Source organism: Collinsella aerofaciens, assembly GCF_015556945.1.
Taxonomy (GTDB): domain Bacteria; phylum Actinomycetota; class Coriobacteriia; order Coriobacteriales; family Coriobacteriaceae; genus Collinsella; species Collinsella aerofaciens_AO.
Window position 1 is genome coordinate 20,049 of record NZ_JADNNH010000004.1, and the last position, 19,869, is coordinate 39,917.

Here is a 19,869-nt window from a genome sequence, read left to right on the forward strand (position 1 = left end):
GGCATGTCCATGGATCTACACGAGCAGGGGATGAGCTCCCGCACGTTTGTGATCGCCGCCATCGTGTGCGTGCTGCTGCAGGCAGGCCTGGCACCGCAGATCTCCATTGCGGGTGGTCGCGTCAACTTCATGATTATCTTGGTGTGCCTGAGTGTGTTCTCGGGCGACCCGACCCGTGCCGTCGTGTGCGGTTTTTGCAGCGGCTTGTTTTATGACCTGTCCGCTGCCGTGCCGGTGGGCATTATGTCGCTCCTGCTGACCGTGGGTTCTTTTGCCCTGGTGCACAGCGCCGTCGGTCAGACGGGCGGTACCCCAAGTGCGCGCGGCGTCACTGTGGGCGCCTTCGCGCTCGTCATTAATGTGATCTACAGCATCATCTTGCTGTTTATGGGTTTGGAGACGAGCTTTGTCGTGGCGATCTTCGGCCATGCGCTGCCGTCCTCGATCCTGACGGGTCTGGTTGCCATTCCGTTTTTGATGTCCGGCGTCGTGCCACAGTCCGGCTATGGATTCTCCGCACGTGGCGGACGCCAGACGGGTATGCGCTTTAAGCCCAAGACCCGCAAGCTCAAATAGGGGAGGCCCGTAGATGTCTTCCCAGTTGACGGTTATTATCGCCGGTATCGTGCTAGTTGTGGCCATCGTGGTCGCACTGGTCATCATGCGTCGCGGCGATTCCCGTTTTACCTACGATACGCAGCATGGAACGACCCCGCGCGCCACCGAGGGCGAGGGCAATACCGCGGCGACCGCCTTTAAGGGCCGCTTTTCCATCCTCACCACGGGTGTGGGCGCGATGTTTGCGGCACTTGCCGTCAAGCTGTGGGGCATGCAGATGGTCTCGTCGGACTATTACGAGAAGCAGGCCAATAGTAATCAGACTCGCACCGTTACCACACCCGCTGTGCGCGGCCGCATCCTCGACCGCAATGGCGTGGCGCTTGTCCAGAACCGTCCCTCACTTGCTGTCGTGGCCTACCGCGACCTTGCCGAGGATGAGGTTCTGGTTCGCCATCTTGCCAACGTGCTTGGAATGCCTTATGTGGCGGTCCTTCGCAATATTCAGGACAATACAGAGGGCGCTCAGAGCCTGCATACCATCGCGACGGACGTCCGTCGCTCCACGGTTGCCTATATCAAGGAACACGCCGGCGAGTTCCCGGGCGTCAAGATTGCCGAGCGTACCGAGCGCCAGTATCCATACGGCGAGACGGCATGCCATATCTTGGGCTATACCGGCACCATTACCTCCGAGCAGCTCGAGGCCCAGAATAAGAAAACCTCTGGCGATGATGATGCTTCTGCTGGCAAGATTACGTACCAGTCGGGCGATATCGTGGGCCAGGCGGGCGTTGAGAGCTACTACGAAAACCTGCTGCAGGGTATTCGTGGCGAGCAGACCGTCAAGGTCGATGCCTCGGGCAATGTGACCGGTCAGGCCGGCGCCGTGCCCGCGAAGGCCGGCTCCGACATTAAGCTCACGCTCGACCTTAAGATCCAACAGGCCTGTGAGACGGCGCTGGCGAGCGCTATCGAGCTTGCCAAGACCACTGGCTACAGCAATGCCGGCAACGGCGCTGTGGTGTGTCTCGATCCCAACAATGGCGAGATCCTGGGCATGGCGAGCCAGCCCAAGTTCGATCCGTCCGTCTTTATCGGCGGCGTCTCAAATGACGTGTGGACCGAGCTCAATGATGACAAGGGTTCGCACCCGCTGCTCAACCGCGCCATTAGCGGACAGTACATGTCGGCCTCGACCATCAAGCCGCTCTCGGCACTGGCCGGTCTTGAGTTTGGAACCTACACTTCAACGCAGACAACCAACTGCACGGGTTATTGGACGGGTCTGGGCAAGGCTTGGGGCAAGCGCTGCTGGCTGACGTCTGGCCACGGCACCATGACGCTGCAGTCGGGTATCGCCAACTCGTGCGACCCCGTCTTCTACGACATGGGTAAGGCGTTCTTTTATGACGAGCAACATCCCGAGGGCCTGCAGGAGGTCTTTCGTCGCTGGGGCCTAGGCAAGACCTGCGGTATCGATCTGCCGAGTGAGGGCGCGGGTCGTATTCCCGATGCCGAGTGGAAAGAGTCATACTTCACCGACGCCTCTGCCGAGGACCGCAAGTGGAATGCCGGCGATATGACCAACATTGCTATCGGCCAGGGCGACATCCTGGTGACGCCCCTGCAGATGGCGTGCGCCTATATGGGTCTTGCCAACGGCGGCAAACAGTACGTGCCTCACGTATTTTTGTCTGCCGTGTCGCGCGATGGCGACGGCGATGCCTATAAGTACAATGGCAAGGGCAAGAAGAAGCGCCTGGAGGCCAAGATCAACAGCGATTCGGATTTGGCTCTTGTTCGCAACGGCATGCACGACGTGATTTACACGGCATCGACGTCCCTGGCGGCGCACTTTGGCACCCTGACGCCGCAGGTATACGGCAAGTCGGGCACGGGCGAGAAAAGTGGCGAGGACGAATACGCGTGGTTCTGCGCCTATGCACCGGCCGATGATCCCAAGTATGTCATCGCTACCGTCCTGGAGCAGGGCGGCGGTGGCTCAGATACCGCGATGCATGTCGTGCGCGACGTGCTCGGCGTGATTTATGACGAACCCGATACCTCTTCGGCCTCGGGCGATTCTTCGGTTCGATAGGAGGTTGCGATGGATTTTTCTCCGGCGGATCTGTTCCGTTCAACCAAGACCGGCTCTCGCAGCAGCCTGGACCGCGTCAACAAGCAACTTTCGGCCTCGCGCGGCACGTTTCGCCAAAAGGTGCATATCGGTGTGCTCGTGGCTACTGTGGCGCTCGTCGCCTACGGTGCCATCATTATCTGGTCGGCTTCGCAGTTTAAGGCCGATGCTTCGTTCTCGCGCCATTTGCTGGGAATTGGCATCGGAGCGGTGCTGGCGGTGCTCGTCTGGCGAACCGACCTGCGCGGTATTTCCAATTTCTCGACGGCGTTGCTCGTCATCGACCTGATCGTGATCTTCTCGCCCAAGATTCCGGGTCTGTCCTATACGGGCGGTCTGGGCATGACGGGCTGGATCAAGATTCCCGGTATCGGCTTGACGTTCCAGCCGGTTGAGCTTGCCAAGCTCATCACCATCTTCTTTATTGCTACGCTTGGCTCGCAGTATAACGGTCGCATCGATACCGTTCGCGACTACGTCAAGCTCTGCGGCATGCTGTCCATTCCGTTTTTGGCCGTCGTTGCCATGGGTGACCTGGGCTCGGGCCTGGTCGTGCTGGTTTCGGGCGCCATCGTCATCTGCATGAGCGGTGCACGCCGCGAATGGGTGCTGTCGACCCTGGCCCTGCTCGTGGGCCTGGTGGCCCTCGTCCTGGCGCTTGATTCGGTCTTTGATTCGTTGCTCGGCCACGATGTGCTCATCAAGCAGTATCAGATGAACCGTCTGACGGTCTTTATCGACCCCGATAATGCCGATTCGGACGATGCCTACAACCTGCAGCAGTCGCTTATCGCCGTTGGCTCGGGCGGCTTCTTTGGTAAGGGTTTGGGCCATGCGACGCAGTCGGCCGGCGGCTTTCTGCCTGAGTTCCACACCGACTTCGTCTTCGCCTTCCTGTCCGAGACCTTTGGCTTTTGCGGTTCCTTTTTGCTCCTGTGCCTCTACGTGCTGCTGATCTTTTCGACGATTCGCGTCGCCTTTAAGTGCGAGTCGCTGTTTTTGCGTCTTTCGTGTGTGGGCATCGTTGGCATGTGGGCGTTCCAGACTTTCGAAAACATCGGCATGTGCATCGGCATGATGCCGATTACCGGTATTCCGCTACCGTTTATTAGCTTCGGTTCGTCTTCGATGATGATTCAGCTGCTGACGGTGGGTATCGTACAATCCATATGGCGGCATCGTTCGGGCGCCGCGTAACCGCTGGAGGGGTTTGCTATGAAAATTCCCGTAGATAAGCTGACCCGCGCTTTTAAGATGGGCGCGTCCGTTAAGAAGGATTCCGATACGCTGGTGCGCGTCTCGGTCTATCTGGATTCGTCCGCCTCGCGCTTTCTGGCCGAGACGGTGCGTGACGCCTTTGTGCCGCAGACGACCTCGGGCATTGTGCGCGTCGAGCGTCTGGGGGAGGAGCGAATTGCTCCAAAGACCGATACCGATGTGGTGCTGGTGCTCTCGTGTGGTTCCGACCGCTTGGAGAGTGCCGTGCAGGAGCTCGTGATCGCCGGCGCGCCCGTGTGCGTGCTTGCCGAGTCTGCTGTGGAGGTGCCGTTTATCGAGGAGTCCACGCCCATGCTCGGCGTGGTAGCGGCAATCGATAAGACGTATCTGCTCGAGACGCTTGCCCGCTGGATTCTCGATCGCACCGACAAGGAAACGGCTTTTGCGGCGAACTTTGCCTTCATGCGCATCGCGGCGGCCAACCGTATCATCACCTCGTGCGCGCTCACCAATATGGCGACCGGTGCACTGGTGTTTTTGCCGGGCGCCGATTATCCTGTTATGGCGCTGGCGCAGGTGGGCATGCTCTTTGAGCTCGCTGCCGTCTTTGGACGCGGCATTAAACCCGAGCGTGGCTACGAGGTCGCGGGCGTGCTTGCCGGCGGTCTTGTGATCCGCGCGGTCACCCGCGCGCTCGTCAAGCAGACGCCGCATATTGGGTTTGCCGTCAAGGCGCTCACTGCTGCCGCGGGCACCTATGGCATGGGCCGCGCGCTCGTTTCGCTCTACGAGCGCGATGTCGACTACAGCCGTGCCAATGAGGTGGTCACTGCCACGTTTTCCCGCGTTCGCGATCTTGTGACCACGGTCGCGGGCGCTACCCGTCCTATGGCGTCCTACCAGGACGCATCAGATCTCGCTGCTTAGGGGTTTTCCGTTGCGCGTTCCGTACCAAGATTGTTTTCATTTAATTGAGCCGTTGCTCGCCAAGGTCGAGAAGCCGAGCCGCTATATCGATCACGAGTGGGGCACGCTTTCCAAGGCCGATGCCGACTACCGTTGCTGCCTGATCTACCCGGATGTGTACGAGGTTGGTCTGCCCAACCAGGGCATCGCCATCCTCTACAACATCCTTAACCAGGCCGAGGGCATCTCCTGCGAGCGCGGCTATGTGCCGTGGCCCGATATGGGTGACGCCATGCGCGAGGCGGGCATTCCGCTGCTGTCGCTCGAGGGTGCAGCGCCGGTCGCTTCGTTTGATATCGTCGGCCTGCATGTGCCGCACGAGATGGCGGTGACGAACTTCCTCGAGGCTCTCGACCTCGCTGGCATTCCGCTGTTAGCGGCCGACCGAGGTGAAGACGACCCCATCATCATCGCCGGCGGCCCCTCGGTGTACAACCCCGAGCCGTACGCGGCCTTCTTCGATGCCATCCTCATCGGTGAGGGCGAGGAATCGCTGCTCGAGACCTGCCAGCTGCATCGCCGCCTGCGTGACGAAGGAGTCCCGCGCGCGCAGATTGTTGAGCAGCTTGCATCCATTGCCGGCAACTACGTGCCGTCACTCTATGAGGTTCGTCATGACGAGCCCTGCTCGCCGCATGGCTACACCGTGCCACGTGAGGGCAAGGATGCGCCGACCGTGGTCTACAAGCGCGTCGTCGAGGATTTCGGCGCCACGAATCCGCTGTCGCAGTCGTGCGTGCCCTATGCGCAGCTGGTTCACGACCGCTTGTCTATCGAGATCCTGCGCGGCTGCGCCCGCGGCTGTCGTTTTTGCCAGGCCGGCATGACGTATCGCCCGGTGCGCGAGCGCTCGGCCGACCAGATCGTCTCGTCGGTGATTCAGGGCCTGGAAAAGACTGGCTATGACGAGGTGTCGCTGACCTCGCTCTCCACGACCGACCACTCCTGCATTCGCGACGTGCTCGGCAGGCTCAACCGTCGCCTGGAGGATACGGGTATTCGCGTGTCTATTCCGTCGCAGCGCCTGGATTCGTTTGGCGTGGATATGGCCGAGTCGGTCGCCGGCGAAAAGAAGGGCGGACTAACGTTCGCGCCCGAGGCCGGCAGCCAGCGCATGCGCGACATCATTAACAAGAACGTGACCGAGGAGGACCTGGACCGTGCGGCCAAGGCGGCCTTCGAGGCCGGTTGGAACCGCATGAAGCTCTACTTTATGATGGGCCTTCCCGGCGAGCGCGACGAGGACATCGTGGCCATCGCCAATCTGGCCGATCACGTGCTGGAGCTCGGTCGTTCCGTGGTGCCCAAGGCTCGTCGCGGCTCGATTTCGGTGTCGATCTCGGTTTCGGTCTTTATCCCCAAGGCTGCCACGCCGTTCCAGTGGTGCCCGCAGCTCGACTACGACGACGTCAAGCGTCGCCAGAAGCTGCTTATCACGAGCGTTCGCAACCGTGCCGTCCGCGTGCATTACCACGATGCCGAGACCTCGCTCATCGAGGCCGCGCTTTCCCGCGCCGGTCGTGACATGACGCCCGTCATCATCGATGCTTGGCGCTCGGGCTCTCGCTTTGACGCCTGGGTAGAGCATTTCTCGCTCGATAACTGGAAGGAAGCTGCTGCCAAAAACGGCATCGACCTCAATGAGCTCGTGCACCTGCCCTACGAGTTGGACTGGCGCCTGCCGTGGGAGCACGTGAGCCCCGGCTGCACGCGCGGCTTCCTCGAGCGCGAGTACCGTCGCTCGCTCGAGGGCGTCACGACTCCCGACTGTACCCGCACGTCGTGCACCGGCTGCGGGATCTGCCCCACGCTCCACGCCAAGAATGTATTGATGGGTGATCGCGCATGAGTGAGCGCCTGACCGACAACCCCTCGCTCTTTAGACTTCGTGTTCGCTATGGCAAGCGCGATCGCCTTAAGTACCTGGGCCATCTCGAAGTAATCCATACCATTGAGCGCATCGTGCGCCGTGCGGGACTTCCCTATGCCGTCACGCAGGGCTTCTCTCCGCACATGCGCGTGGGCTTCTCTTCGGCGCTGCCGGTGGGTACGTCGTCGACCTGCGAGTGGTATGACCTGTTTATGACCGAGTTCGTGGCGCTCGACGAGGCGTTTGGGCGCCTGGCTGCGGCGTCTCCGGCCGATCTGGCGCCCATCGAGGCGGCGTACATCGACGTGCGCACGCCGGCGTTGACGGCGCAGCTCACGCGCCTGTCGTATCGCATCGACCTGCACTTGGATCCCGAGGCGCCCGTAAGCGCCGACGAGGTGCGTCGTGCGATCGACACGCTGCGCGCGGGCCACGGCATCGACTACGCGCGCGGCAAAAAGAGCAAGCGCTTGGATTTGGATCACACGCTCGTGGGCTATGAGCTCACGGCGGGGGAGCGCCCGGACCATTTGGTGCTCATGCTCGACACCCATGCCGACAACGAGGGCTCCATGCGTCCGGAAATTTTGCTTTCTGCTGCTGATGTTTTGTTGCAGGGCTTGACCCCGGGCGTGGATGCACCTATTGTTTCCACCGGTATGCAAGACCTCGTGACCATCTGCTCCTACGATGTCGAGCGTCAGAATCAAGCATGCGAGGACGACGAGGGCCGACTCGTCAGCCCCATACCTGTGCGAACTTGTGGATTTGCTCCACATACTCGTTGACGGGGGTATTTTCGCCTGCTACTATATTCGGCTGTTGCACTAACTGATGCATGAAGGGCAAGTAAACATGTACGCAATCGTTAACACGGGCGGCAAGCAGTACAAGGTCGCCACCGACGATGTCATCACCGTCGAGAAGATCGAGGGCAATGAGGGCGACAAGGTCACCCTGCCGGTTATCTTCCTCAACGATGGTAAGAAGATCGTCACCGATCCCGACAAGCTGGCCAAGGCCAAGGTTACCGCTCAGATCGTTGAGCAGTTCAAGGGCGAGAAGCAGCTGGTCTTCAAGTTCCACAAGCGCAAGCGCTATCGTCGTCTGAAGGGTCACCGTCAGCAGCTCACCAAGCTGAAGATCGTGAAGGTTCAGGCTACCTCCCGCGCCAAGAAGGCTGTCAAGGCAGAGGCTGAGGCTGTTGCCGAGGCTCCCGTCGCCGAGTAGATTACACTCGTAACGAAAGAGTAGGTATACACAATGGCACACAAAAAAGGACTCGGTTCCTCCCGTAATGGCCGTGACTCCCGCGGTCAGCGCCTTGGCACGAAGCGCTATGCCGGCCAGACGGTAACCACGGGCACGATTCTCGTCCGTCAGCACGGCACGCACATCCACCCGGGTGAGAACGTTGGCCGTGGTAAGGACGACACGCTGTTCGCGCTGGTCGACGGTACCGTTGAGTTCCACAAGGGTATCAAGCACAGGGTCAGCGTACGCCCGCTCGCGAACGCGTAATTCACCCTTCATAGAGCACATATGTGGGAGGCACTTGAGTTTTAGGATTCAAGGGTCTCCCTCTTTTTTGTAGGAGGCGATTCTGTTGTCACAGTTCACCGATATCAGCCGCATTAACGTGTGCGGCGGCGACGGCGGAGCCGGATGCATGTCGTTTAGGCGCGAGGCATTTGTCCCCAAGGGCGGCCCCGATGGCGGCGACGGCGGTCGTGGCGGCAATGTCGTCATCCAGGCCGATGCTCAGCTGTCTTCGCTGATCGATTACCGCTTTAAGCATCACTTTCGCGCCGAGCGCGGCACGCACGGGCAGGGTGCCCGTCGTAACGGCAAGAGCGGCGAGGACCTGATTCTCAAGGTCCCTATGGGTACCGTGGCGCGCGAGCTCGATCCCGAGACGCAGACCCCGATGTTTGAGATTGCCGACCTGGTGCACGACGGCGAGCGCGTCGTCGTGGCGCCCGGCGGTGCCGGCGGTCTGGGCAACACGCACTTTGTGACGTCGGTGCGTCGCGCTCCGGCCTTTGCCCAGTTGGGCGAACCGGCCGAGGAGCACTGGATCGAGCTCGAGATGAAGCTTATGGCCGATGCCGCGCTCGTGGGCTTTCCCTCCGTGGGTAAGTCATCGCTCATCGCGCGCATGAGTGCCGCCCGTCCCAAGATTGCTGACTACCCGTTTACCACGCTCGTGCCGAACCTCGGCATGGTGCGTGCCGGTGAATATTCTTACGTCGTTGCCGACGTCCCCGGTCTTATCGAAGGCGCGAGCGAGGGTAAGGGCCTGGGTCACCAGTTCCTGCGCCACATTGAGCGTACGGCCCTGATCATGCACGTCGTCGACATGACGGGTGGTTTTGAGGATCGCGATCCGGTCGAGGATTACCACATCATCAACCGCGAGCTCGAGCAGTATGGCGCCGAGCTTTCGGAGCGTCCGCAGATCGTCGTTGCCAACAAGTGCGATGCGCCGGGCACGGCCGACAAGATTGCCGACCTCAAGCGCGCAGCGCTCGACGATGGACATATGTTCTTTGCCGTGTCTGCCGTGACGGGCGCCGGCCTCAACACGCTGATGCTTGCCGTGGGCGAGCAGGTGGCTAAGCTGCGCGCCGAGTTGGCTGTCTCGGATGAGCCGGTCGTTCTGCGCGACGATGAGTGGGAGCGCCGTCGCCTGCAGCGTGAGAAGCGTTTCCGCATTGTTCAGGAAGAGCCCGGTGCCTTCCGCGTGGTCGGTCGTGCCATCGAGCGCATGGTCATCCAGACCGACTGGGAAAACGAGGAAGCCGTCATTTACCTGCAGCATAAGTTTGCGCGTATGGGTGTTGACGACGCGCTCGAGAAGGCCGGTTGCCGTGCGGGCGACGAGGTCCGCATTTGCCAGCGCGCCTTTGACTTTGAGGGCGCCGAGGACTTCTCGGAGTACGAGGAGCTCGAGGATGCTGGCGAGGACGTTGCCGTTGAAGCCATTGACGTGGCCGATGCTGCGGATGAGGGAGTCGAGGTTGTCGATGCGGCGGATGCCGCGGGCGATGCCGAGACCTCGGAGGGCGAGTAAGCCATGTCGCTGCGCGGTGGAATCGGTCTGCCCGAGCTTCCTCTAGAGGACGGGCAGGAGTTTAGGCTCGGCATTATGGGTGGCACCTTTGATCCCATCCATTACGGGCACCTGGTGACTGCCGAGCAGGCGCGCGAGTCGCTCGACTTGGACGCTGTGCTCTTTATGCCGGCGGGCTCTCCTGCCTTTAAGCTTGACAAGCCGGTGACGCCTGCCGAGGACCGTTATGCCATGACGGTCCTCGCCACCGCCGCGAACCCGGCCTTTTTGGCGAGCCGGTTCGAGATCGACCGTCCGGGTGTAACCTATACGGCCGATACGCTTCATGCCCTTCGCGACTTTTACCCGTCGCAGGTAAAGCTCTACTTTATTACGGGCGCCGACGCGATTATCGATATTGTGACTTGGCATGATGCCGAACGAATCGCTGAGCTTGCTACCTTTATTGCGGCGACGCGACCGGGCTTTGATATCGATACGGCGCGTGCCCGAATCAAAGAGTCGGGGCTGCCGTTCGACGTGCGCTATATTCAGATTCCGGCGCTGGCGATCAGCTCGACGAACATTCGCAAGCGTGTTGCCCGCGGTATGAGCGTGCGCTATCTTACGAGCGAGTCCGTGCTCGGCTACATTCGCAAACGCAGGCTATATGCCGATTTGGGCCAAGAAGATTTTGAGTGATGGGGGTCTACGTTGTCGGTAGAGGATCAGTTTGAGGGCGATGAGCGCGCGCTGCTCAAGCGCATTCAAGAGCTGCTCGATGTTCGCATGAAGGATAAGCGCAAGCGCTATGTGCATTCGCTGGGTGTTGCCGAGACCGCACTTCATCTGGCCGAGGTCTACGGCGTTGACCGCTTTGATGCCGCTGCCGCCGGCCTGATCCATGACTGGGACAAAGTGCTCTCCGACGACGAGCTGGTCACGCGCGCTCTGCATTACGGCATTAAGATTGCCGGCTCTCCTTCCGCCGCGACGCCGCTTTTGCATGGCCCTGTTGCCGCCTATGAACTTCCGCAGCTTTTTCCCGAACTGTCGCCGGCCGTTTTCCAGGCTGTCGACCGTCACACCGTGGGTGACTGCGACATGACGCCGCTCGATATGGTGGTCTTTGTGGCCGATGCCATCGAACCCAACCGCCACGGCGATTATGCCCATGCGCTGCGCAAGATGGTGGGGAAGTCCTCACTCGACGAGTTGTTCTTCTCCTGTTTTGCGCAGGGTCTGGTCTATGTGATCCAGTCCGGGCGCTATCTTTATCCCACGGCTATTTCGATTTACAACCATTACGCCCAGCTGCGCTAGCTCGGGCTGACTAGAAAGAGGTATTCCATGGCCGACGAGACCATGACCGACGAGCAGATTCTTGAAGGTGTGGAGCACAAGAGCTTCGCCGCCACGTCCGACCGCACTGCCGCCTCGCTGTCCGCGAGCGGTGTCGCCGCCGAGGATGTCGCCCGCGCCGCCGCGCAGGCCGCCTACGACAAGAAGGGCGAGGACGTTCAGGTGCTCGACCTGACCGAGCTTTCCGACGTATGCGACTACTTTGTGCTTGCCACCGGTACCAACAACCGCCAGGTCGATTCTATCGTCGACGAGATCGAGGAGAAGGTTGCCGAGGCTTGCGGCGAGCATCCGTTCTCCATCGAGGGCCGCGAGCAGAAGACCTGGATGCTCATGGACTACGGTTCGGTTGTCGTCCACGTCTTCACTCCCGAAGCCCGCGACTTCTACCGCCTAGAAAAGCTCTGGGGAGACGCCCCCCAGCTCCCCCTCAACCTCCTCTAGTAGCTCATTTGAGACGGGGTTTAGCTATCCTCACGCATATCGCCGGGCAGTTGCGGTTTTCCGCGCCTGCCCGGCTTTCTTTTTGCCCAAAGTAGCTAATTTGGGACGGGGCTTTTTTAGCTACTACCTACCGTTCGCCGATAGAAGCGAGTTGCGGTTCATTGCGTGATATTTAGCTTTCCGACTCGGGTAACGTATTTGTTATCTGTAGAGGAGGAGATGCGTATGACTCGGACCGCGCGGGAAATCTCTGTTTACGGCTATTACCATGTCGTCCAAAAGGGCTGTGGTGGTCAGCTGATATTTGAGGATGCTGACGATCGACTCTATCTGATTCGACTGATAGCTTCGAAATGCCAGAAGTTCAAAGTGGATGTTATCGCATGGTGCCTTATGGATAATCACATTCACTTGTTGCTAGATGACGGGCATGCTCACCTGAGCGATTGTATGCATTCGATTACGACGGCGTATGCCATGTATTTCAATTCTAAGACAGGCAGGAGAGGTCCTGTTTTCCAGGATCGATTTAAGAGTGTGCCGATTCTCGATGATGATCAGCTGCTCAACTGCGTTCGTTACATTCACGATAACCCTGCGAAAGCCAGAATTGGCACTGCTTCGCTCTATCGCTGGAGCAGCTTTAGCGAGTATATGGGCTATCCGGGAATTTGTAAGACTGATTGCGTGCTCGGGTTGCTCGGGAATTCCCAGAGATTTTTTGCATTTAGCACCTCGGGCGAGCCCAATGGCTATTGCTTCCGTTATGGCGCTCATGTGAGTGATACTGACGTGCTTGAGTTTGCGCAGGCGTTGCTCAAACCATACGAGCCTCACTATCTCAACGCTCTGCCCAAGGGCGTGCGTGATGACTGTATCCGTAAGCTCAAAAGCGAGGGCTTTTCGATCAAGCAGATCGTGCGCCTCACGGGTATCGGCCATTGCACGATTCAAAAAGTTAAAGTTGAAAAGTAGCTCATTTTAGGCGGGATAATTTTGCTGCGGCCGCCAAACCGGACATCCGGGGTAGTCAATTTGGGACGGGGCTTTTTTAGCTACCCTTTGGCTGACGGTGAATGAATTAGGCCGAATGAATCTCAACCGATATATAGGGGTAGCTAAAATAGCCCCGTCCCAAATTGACTACCAATGCCGTGTCGGACGGAAGGCAGCAACCCCCGTCCAAAAAAGACTAGTTATTGAAGCGGGATTGGCGGCCGAAGGAAAGGGCGGTGTCGCCGAATTTGTCTCGGACGGCGTCGATGGCGACGGAGAGGTCGCGGCGGTCGCTGGATTGGGCTCCGCGGTCGTCGACTTCGCAGAACAGGTCGGTCTGGATGCCGCCTTGGTGGTCGAAGTCGCTCATGCCGATGCCCGCTAAGCGAACATGCATGCCTTCCTGCCAGATGTTGTCGAGCAGTTCGAGTGCAACCGCCACGAAGATGTTCTCATCGTCGGTCGGATGAGGCAGCCGGCGCTGTGCCGTACGCCCGCTGCCATATGAATACTTAAGCTTGAGCGTTACCGTGGCACCCGTCAGCCCCTGACGGCGCAGACGGCGTCCCACTGACTCTCCCAACAGCGCAATCGCCGCCTCAATATCCCCACGCTCAGTCAAATCTTTCGCAAAGGTGCGTTCATTGCTGACCGACTTGACCTCGCGCTCTTCATCGAGACTCGTGACTTCGGAGATTTCGAGTCCCAGTGCACGCTGGCGCATGCGCTCGCCGTTGACGCCAAAAATAGATGCCAAGGTGGATTCTGGTGCACGTGATAGCTCACCGAGGGTGTAGATGCGCATGCGGCGCAGTCGCTCCTCGGCCGAGCGCCCGATGCCGCTCATGGCAGATACCGGCAACGCGGCCAAAAAGCGCTGCTCGGTTCCGGGGCGCACGATGGTCAGTCCAAACGGCTTATCCCGCTCGCTTGCGATCTTTGCGACCGTTTTGTTGCAGCCCACGCCAATGGAGCAGGTCACTCCCAGCCCTGCCACGCGGTCGCTTATACGCCGCGCAACCAGCAGCGGGTCTTCGGGCGCAAAGCGACCCGGTGTGATATCGATAAAGGCTTCGTCGATGGATACGCGCTCAACGCGCGGGGTCTCGTCGGCGAGAATCGTCATGACCTGCGCGCTCACCTCGCGGTAGCGATCAAAGTGCCCGTGCGTCCAAATGGCTTGCGGGCACAGGCGCCGCGCCTCGGCCGAGGCCATGGCAGAGTGCACGCCAAAGCGACGTGCCTCATACGAACACGTGGACACGACGCCACGCGAATCGGCATCGCCACCCACGATGAGTGGCTTGCCGCGCCACTCGGGATGATCGAGCATCTCCACGCTCGCAAAAAACGCATCGAGGTCCATGAGTCCCACCGCCGGACCCGTCCAGGGAGGCGGCGTGACGCCCATGGCATCCTCATAACCGTATGTATGTTCGCGTCTTTCCATGTCATGAGTATACCGCGCAGCTCATGTGGGGTGCGTGTATGTGCTTGCAAATCCCGAATTCTTGTCTAAGATATGGATTTGCCCTCGACTACACCGAAGAAGTTGGTCTCACGGACTTCACCTGCCCGCGTCGATGGCGTATTATGTTCAACTGTTTGTTTGTAGTTGCAGCCTAAAGCTGCTTGGTTGGAGGAGTTTCCTTTGGCAGTCAAGATTCGCCTTGCTCGTCACGGCGCTAAGAAGCGTCCGTACTACCGTGTCGTCGTCGCCGATTCCCGCGCCCCGCGTGACGGTCGTATCATCGAGGAGGTTGGCCGCTACAACCCGATGACCGCCCCCAAGACCATCAACCTCGACCTCGAGAAGATCGCCGACTGGCAGTCCAAGGGCGCTCAGCTCACCGACGCCGTCGCCGCTCTGGTCAAGGCCGCCAACGAGGGCGAGAAGACCGAGACCGTCGTCAAGAAGTCCAAGAAGCAGCTCGCCAAAGAGGCCGAGGCCGCTAAGGCTGCCGCTGAGGCCGCTGAGGGCGCCGAGGAGTAAATCGTGCCTGAGGTTGACGCTGCACAGCTCGAGGGTGAGGCAATGCTCTCAGATCGCATCGCCGATCTCGTCGAATATCTCGTTGTTCAGATCGTCGACGACCCGGATTCCGTGAGCCTTGAGGTCATCGATGGTGACGACGCCTCTACGATTGAGGTTTCGGTCGCCGAGGATGACGTCGCTAAGGTCATCGGCCGTCGTGGCCGTACCATCAAGGCCATTCGCACGCTCGCCCGTGCACTGGCCGCTCGCCTCGACACTGCTGTCGAGGTAGAGGTTCTGGGCTAGGACCTTGAGGTCCCAGTACAAAAACATCGCCCGTGTGGTCAAGCCGCACGGAAGGAAGGGGGAGGTCCTCGCGCAGCCGCTGCGGGGGCTTCCTTCTGTATTAGAGCCGGGTATGCGCGTCGCCCTGACGCCGCCGGCGCTCAAGCGCGACCGCTTTTGCACGGTCGTGTCCCTCACCGATACGGGCGATGGCGATCTGGTCTCGTTTGAGGGCATTGACGACTTGACGGCCGCCGAGGGCATCACGGGATGCTATGTGCTGGCAAATCGTGACGATTTTGAGCTCGATTCGCTCGACGCTGCCTATACCGACCTGATGGGTCGCGAGGTGGTCGACGAGCGCTTCGGCTCGCTCGGCACGATCGTCGAGATCATGTCGACGCCCGCTAACGATGTTTGGGTTGTCGAGGGTGATCGGTACGGCGAGGTACTGATTCCCGTGATCGAGCAGGTCGTGCTCGATCTTCCCGATGCAGGAACAATTTCCGTCCACGTGATGGACGGCCTGATCGATATGGACAAGTAGGGAGGACAACATGCTGATTGAGACCCTTTCGGTCTTTCCCGAGATGTTTGAGCCCGTCATGTCCACGTCGATTTTGGGCCGCGCCCGCAAGGCCGGCCTTTTTGATTTTAAGGCGTATAACCTGCGCGACTGGACGCACGACCGCCATCGTACCGTCGATGACGAGCCGTACGGCGGCGGGCAGGGCATGCTCATGAAGGTCGAGCCTATCGCAGAGGCCATCGAGGCCATTAGCGCAGAGGGTCCCAAGCCCACTGTGGTGTTCTTTACCCCCTGTGGCGAGCCCTTTACGCAGCATGTGGCCGAGCGCCTGCTCAAAAGTGAGCGCCTGCTGTTTGTGTGCAGCCGCTACGAGGGCGTCGACGAGCGCGCGTATGCGTATGCCGATGAGCGTCTGTCGATCGGCGACTATGTGCTCACGGGCGGCGAGCTTCCCGCTATGGTCGTTGCCGATGCCGTCGTACGCCTGATTCCCGGTGCCCTGGGCGACGAGATGAGCAACGTCGACGAGTCGTTCTCGACCGCCGAGGACGGAGGACTGCTCGAGTACGCGCAGTACACCCGCCCCGCCGAGTTCAACGGCGAGGGCGTGCCGCCGGTGCTTGTGAGCGGCGATCACGCCAAGGTCGATGCCTGGCGTCGCAAGAACGCCATCGAGCGCACCTGCCGCTGGCGTCCCGATCTGATCGAGACGGCACGGCTTACGCCCGAGGAGCGTGCATACGCGCAGGATTTGCTTTCTGGAAGAGGTGAATAACATGGAGGACAATAAAGGCCGCCAACGAGTTCATCTTGAACATGATTTTGGCGAGAGGTCCGTTTTCACTTTGCGTGGCGCCTTGGAATGGGTTTTGGTCATTCTAATCGCGCTCGCCGCCACCTTCTTGATTCGCTCGTTTGTGGTCGAGCCCTTTGTGGTGCCCACCGGCTCCATGGAGTCCACGATCGAGATTGGCGACCAGATCCTGGCACAAAAGGTGAGCCTCGAGCTCGGTCAGCCTGTCAGCCAAGGCGATATCGTGGTGTTTCACAACCCCGATGGCACCTCCGAGCATGATGTTCTTGTCAAGCGTGTTATTGCCACGGCCGGCCAGACGGTCGACCTGCAGGATGGCAAGGTGGTCGTTGACGGCCAAGCGCTCGACGAGGACTATACGACGGGCATGAGCTGGCCACTTTCGGTCCAAGCGCCCGGTGCTCAGGTAAGCTATCCCTACACCGTTCCCGATGGGTGCGTGTGGGTGATGGGCGACAACCGCGAAAACTCTGCCGACTCACGCTACTTTGGTCCCGTCGATCGCTCTGATTTGATCGCTGTGGCGCTTGTGCGCTACTGGCCGCTCAACCGCATCGGCGCTATCGACTAAAAACCGCTATAGTACAGTACCTAACCGTGTAATCGTTTCGACGAGGGGATATTAGAGGCATGAACGCTTCATCGCTTTCCTTCCAAGACATCATCCTGCGCCTCCAGCAGTACTGGGGCGAGCAGGGCTGCGTCATTATGCAGCCCTATGACTCCGAGGTCGGTGCCGGTACCTTCCACACCGCGACCACGCTGCGCTCGCTCGGTCCCGCCGAGTGGCGCACCTGCTATGCGCAGCCCTGCCGCCGTCCCGCCGACGGCCGCTACGGCGAGAACCCCAACCGCATGCAGCACTACTATCAGTTCCAGGTGCTCATCAAGCCTTCTCCGGTTAACGCCCAGGAGCTCTACCTGGGGTCTCTTGCCGCTATCGGTCTGGACCCCAACGACCATGACGTCCGCTTTGTCGAGGACGACTGGGAGAGCCCGACGCTCGGCGCCTGGGGCCTTGGCTGGGAGGTCTGGCTCAATGGCATGGAGGTCACGCAGTTTACGTACTTCCAGCAGGTGGGCGGCATCGAGGTCGACCCCGTGCCCGTCGAGATCACCTACGGCCTGGAGCGTATCGCCATGTACGCCCAGGGCGTTAACTCGGTCTACGACCTGGTGTGGAGCTACCTGCCCGACGGCACGCCCATGACCTATGGCGACGTGTTCCTCGAGAACGAGCGCGAGTTCAGTGCCTATAACTTTGAGGTCGCCAACGTCGAGATGATGCGTCAGAAGTTTGACGACTACGAGGCCGAGTGCCATTCCTGCCTGGAGCGCAAGCTGCCGCTGCCGGCATATGACTGCGTCATGAAGTGCAGCCACGCTTTCAACCTGCTCGATGCTCGCGGCGCTCTGTCCGCGGTCGAGCGTGCCAACTACATCCTGCGCGTCCGCGCCGTCGCCAAGGCGTGCTGCGAGGCCTACATGGCCGAGGTCGCCGGAGTCAACGAGAATGCCGATCAGGAAGGCGAGGTGGCGTAAGCCATGGCAGACGCTAAGGATTTCCTGTTTGAGATCGGTACGGAAGAAATGCCCTCCGCACCGCTGAACAATGCCGTCAAGCAGCTTGGCACCATGATCGCCAAGGGTCTCGACGAGGCCGGTCTGGCCCACGGCGAGGTCCGCGTGATCTCGAGCCCGCGCCGCCTGGCTGCGCTCGTTGCCGACGTCGCCACCGCGACCGACGAGGTTCACGAGGTCAAGCGCGGCCCCGCGGTCAACATCGCCTTCGATGCCGACGGTAACGCCACCAAGGCCGCCCAGGGCTTCGCCCGCAAGTGCGGTGTGGCTGCCGAGGATCTGGTCCGTCGCGAGGACACCGACGGCCGTGAGTACGTCTTTGCCGAGAAGAACATCCCTTCCGCCCCGGCCACCCCGATCCTGACGGCCCTGTGCGAGAAGACTATCGCTGGCCTGCAGTGGCCCAACTACCGCTCTCAGCGCTGGGGCCACGAGCACGCGACGTTCGTGCGTCCGGTCCGCTGGATCTGCTGCCTTCTGGGCGAGGACGTTGTGCCCGTGTCGTTTGCCGACGTGACGAGTGGCAACACCACGCGTGGTCATCGCGTGCTTGGCCCCGGTGACCATGTGGTCGCCAGCCCCGCCGTCTACGAGCAGGTGCTCGAGGACGCCGGCGTGCTTTCTGCCGAGCGCCGTCGCGAGGCCATCCTTGCCGGTATCGCCGAGGTCGAGGCTGCCCGTCCCGGCTGCCATGTCGATACGCCCAAGAAGGTCTTTGAGGAGGTCATCAACCTCTGCGAGTGGCCGACGGTGCTCGTCGGTACCTTCGATGAGGAGTTCCTCAAGGTCCCGCACGAGATCATCTGCGAGTCCATGCTCACCAACCAGCGCTACTTCCCGATCTATGACGGCGAGGGTAAGCTCACGCGTGAGTTCGTGGTCGTCTCCAATAGCAAGCCCGAGAACGCCGAGCGCGTGATCGACGGCAACGAGCGCGTTGTGCGCGCCCGTCTGGACGATGCCAAGTTCTTCTACGAGGAGGACCTGAAGATCTCCCTCGACGAGTTCCGCGAGCGTCTGGCCAAGGTCGCCTTCCAGGAGAAGCTCGGTAGCGTGCTCGCCAAGTCCGAGCGCATTGAGCAACTCGCGCTTGCCATCGCTCGCGAGGCCCATCTGGGCGCCCACCTGGCCGCCGATGCCGCTCGCGCCGCGCACCTGTGCAAGGCCGACTTGGTATCCAACGCCGTCGTCGAGTTCACGAGCCAGCAGGGCGTGATGGGCGGTTACTACGCCACCGCGATGGGGGAGAACGACGAGGTCGCCCACGCCATTCGCGATCATTATCGTCCCCGCTTTGCCGGTGACGAGCTGCCCGAGGGCACCGCTGGCTGCATCGTGGCCTGCGCCGACAAGCTCGATACCATCGCCGGTATCTTTGCCATTGGCGAGCCCCCGACCGGCTCCTCCGACCCCTACGCGCTACGTCGTGCCGCTATCGGCATCATCAACATCCTGCGCGACCGTCTGCCGATCGACCCCACATCGCTCATCGACTTCGCCCTCGAGCTCTATAGCGAGCAGGGCATTGAGTTCGACGCCGCCGAGGTCGCCCAGCAGGTTCGCGACTTCTTCCATGGCCGCCTGGTGAGCATGGCCCGCGACGAAAAGATCCCGGCCGATACCGTTGCCGCCGTCTCTGCGGTGCACATCATCGCCCCGTCCGTCTTCTTCGCCCGCTGCGCCGCCCTCGACGAGGCCCGCAAGAACGATGCCGAGACCTTTGACAACCTGGCTACGGCCTATGCCCGTGCCGCGCATATCTCCAAGTCCGAGCTGGGCGCGGAGTACGACCGCAGCCTGATGGGCGAGGCCGAGCTCGCGCTTGCCGATGCTTCCGAGGCTGCTCAGACTGCTGTCGATGCTGCCCTTGCTGCCGAGGACTACCCGGCCGCATTTGCCGCCCTCGCCGCCCTGCGCGCGCCCATCGACCGTTTCTTCGATGAGGTCATGGTCATGGACAAGGACGAGCAGCTCCGCGATAATCGCCTTAAGCTGCTCAACCGCTTCGAGGCCGTTTTCTCCGGCATCGCAAACATCGGTGAGCTTGCTCGCAAAAAGTAAGCTAGCCTGCGCATAAGC

At 60.6% G+C, this 19,869-nt stretch carries 21 protein-coding genes; 20 read left to right on the forward strand and 1 reads right to left on the reverse strand.

The features are described from left to right. Nucleotides 1–9 precede the first annotated feature (9 nt). The 13 genes from I2F59_RS02020 to I2F59_RS02080 all read left to right on the forward strand — a co-directional run bounded on the left by I2F59_RS02020 (nucleotide 10) and on the right by I2F59_RS02080 (nucleotide 12,585). Nucleotides 10–576, forward strand: a complete 567-nt coding sequence (locus I2F59_RS02020) for a rod shape-determining protein MreD (protein ID WP_138112715.1) — start codon at nucleotides 10–12, stop codon at nucleotides 574–576. Between the two features lie 13 nt (nucleotides 577–589). Continuing rightward, nucleotides 590–2,659 (forward strand): penicillin-binding protein 2, encoded by a 2,070-nt coding sequence (gene mrdA, locus I2F59_RS02025; protein ID WP_195503103.1) that lies wholly within the window; start codon nucleotides 590–592, stop codon nucleotides 2,657–2,659. Nucleotides 2,660–2,668: 9 nt separating this feature from the next. Further along, nucleotides 2,669–3,895, forward strand: coding sequence for an FtsW/RodA/SpoVE family cell cycle protein (locus I2F59_RS02030; protein ID WP_022094759.1), 1,227 nt, complete (start codon nucleotides 2,669–2,671; stop codon nucleotides 3,893–3,895). An 18-nt stretch (nucleotides 3,896–3,913) separates the two neighbouring features. Further along, nucleotides 3,914–4,843 (forward strand): YcjF family protein, encoded by a 930-nt coding sequence (locus I2F59_RS02035; protein ID WP_195503105.1) that lies wholly within the window; start codon nucleotides 3,914–3,916, stop codon nucleotides 4,841–4,843. A gap of 10 nt (nucleotides 4,844–4,853) precedes the next feature. Then, on the forward strand, nucleotides 4,854–6,731 hold the full coding sequence (locus I2F59_RS02040) for a TIGR03960 family B12-binding radical SAM protein (RefSeq protein ID WP_118094270.1): 1,878 nt from the start codon (nucleotides 4,854–4,856) through the stop codon (nucleotides 6,729–6,731). Then, the gene (locus I2F59_RS02045; protein ID WP_055285117.1) at nucleotides 6,728–7,540 is read left to right on the forward strand and encodes a TIGR03936 family radical SAM-associated protein; all 813 of its coding nucleotides are present in this window, start codon (nucleotides 6,728–6,730) and stop codon (nucleotides 7,538–7,540) included. The genes I2F59_RS02040 and I2F59_RS02045 overlap by 4 nt, the downstream gene beginning before the upstream one ends. Nucleotides 7,541–7,607: 67 nt before the next feature. Next, entirely contained in the window at nucleotides 7,608–7,982 is a 375-nt protein-coding gene (rplU, locus tag I2F59_RS02050; RefSeq protein ID WP_035138585.1) for a 50S ribosomal protein L21, read from the forward strand. Nucleotides 7,983–8,015: 33 nt separating this feature from the next. Continuing rightward, complete coding sequence (gene rpmA / locus I2F59_RS02055) at nucleotides 8,016–8,273, forward strand: 50S ribosomal protein L27 (protein WP_006236075.1); 258 nt, start codon at nucleotides 8,016–8,018, stop codon at nucleotides 8,271–8,273. Between the two features lie 85 nt (nucleotides 8,274–8,358). Beyond that, a complete protein-coding gene (gene obgE, locus I2F59_RS02060) occupies nucleotides 8,359–9,825 on the forward strand; it encodes a GTPase ObgE (protein ID WP_195503107.1) in 1,467 nt (488 codons plus the stop codon). 3 nt (nucleotides 9,826–9,828) lie between these two features. Next, entirely contained in the window at nucleotides 9,829–10,506 is a 678-nt protein-coding gene (gene nadD / locus I2F59_RS02065) for a nicotinate-nucleotide adenylyltransferase (RefSeq protein ID WP_022094753.1), read from the forward strand. An 87-nt stretch (nucleotides 10,507–10,593) separates the two neighbouring features. Next, a complete protein-coding gene (yqeK, locus tag I2F59_RS02070) occupies nucleotides 10,594–11,127 on the forward strand; it encodes a bis(5'-nucleosyl)-tetraphosphatase (symmetrical) YqeK (protein ID WP_172677985.1) in 534 nt (177 codons plus the stop codon). A 27-nt stretch (nucleotides 11,128–11,154) separates the two neighbouring features. Then, complete coding sequence (gene rsfS, locus I2F59_RS02075; RefSeq protein ID WP_022094751.1) at nucleotides 11,155–11,610, forward strand: ribosome silencing factor; 456 nt, start codon at nucleotides 11,155–11,157, stop codon at nucleotides 11,608–11,610. Between the two features lie 225 nt (nucleotides 11,611–11,835). After that, nucleotides 11,836–12,585 (forward strand): transposase, encoded by a 750-nt coding sequence (locus tag I2F59_RS02080; protein WP_195503108.1) that lies wholly within the window; start codon nucleotides 11,836–11,838, stop codon nucleotides 12,583–12,585. Between the two features lie 217 nt (nucleotides 12,586–12,802). Here I2F59_RS02080 and dinB read toward each other — a convergent pair whose 3' ends face one another. Continuing rightward, nucleotides 12,803–14,056, reverse strand: coding sequence for a DNA polymerase IV (gene dinB / locus I2F59_RS02085; protein WP_195503110.1), 1,254 nt, complete (start codon nucleotides 14,054–14,056; stop codon nucleotides 12,803–12,805). A 201-nt stretch (nucleotides 14,057–14,257) separates the two neighbouring features. Between dinB and rpsP the strand changes: the two genes are divergently transcribed. The 7 genes from rpsP (at nucleotide 14,258) to glyS (ending at nucleotide 19,851) form a co-directional block, all read left to right on the forward strand. Continuing rightward, nucleotides 14,258–14,599 (forward strand): 30S ribosomal protein S16, encoded by a 342-nt coding sequence (gene rpsP, locus I2F59_RS02090; protein WP_022094749.1) that lies wholly within the window; start codon nucleotides 14,258–14,260, stop codon nucleotides 14,597–14,599. 42 nt (nucleotides 14,600–14,641) lie between these two features. Further along, the gene (locus I2F59_RS02095; protein WP_171021534.1) at nucleotides 14,642–14,887 is read left to right on the forward strand and encodes a KH domain-containing protein; all 246 of its coding nucleotides are present in this window, start codon (nucleotides 14,642–14,644) and stop codon (nucleotides 14,885–14,887) included. A 4-nt stretch (nucleotides 14,888–14,891) separates the two neighbouring features. Beyond that, nucleotides 14,892–15,413, forward strand: coding sequence for a ribosome maturation factor RimM (rimM, locus tag I2F59_RS02100; RefSeq protein WP_195503111.1), 522 nt, complete (start codon nucleotides 14,892–14,894; stop codon nucleotides 15,411–15,413). A 10-nt stretch (nucleotides 15,414–15,423) separates the two neighbouring features. Further along, nucleotides 15,424–16,170 (forward strand): tRNA (guanosine(37)-N1)-methyltransferase TrmD, encoded by a 747-nt coding sequence (trmD, locus tag I2F59_RS02105; RefSeq protein ID WP_148346244.1) that lies wholly within the window; start codon nucleotides 15,424–15,426, stop codon nucleotides 16,168–16,170. A 94-nt stretch (nucleotides 16,171–16,264) separates the two neighbouring features. Next, nucleotides 16,265–16,780, forward strand: a complete 516-nt coding sequence (lepB, locus tag I2F59_RS02110; RefSeq protein WP_229065281.1) for a signal peptidase I — start codon at nucleotides 16,265–16,267, stop codon at nucleotides 16,778–16,780. A 59-nt stretch (nucleotides 16,781–16,839) separates the two neighbouring features. Further along, nucleotides 16,840–17,751: a glycine--tRNA ligase subunit alpha gene (locus tag I2F59_RS02115; protein ID WP_006236091.1), complete on the forward strand. Its 912-nt coding sequence runs from the start codon at nucleotides 16,840–16,842 to the stop codon at nucleotides 17,749–17,751. Nucleotides 17,752–17,754: 3 nt separating this feature from the next. Then, nucleotides 17,755–19,851: a glycine--tRNA ligase subunit beta gene (glyS, locus tag I2F59_RS02120; RefSeq protein WP_195503112.1), complete on the forward strand. Its 2,097-nt coding sequence runs from the start codon at nucleotides 17,755–17,757 to the stop codon at nucleotides 19,849–19,851. The last annotated feature ends 18 nt before the right edge of the window (nucleotides 19,852–19,869 follow it).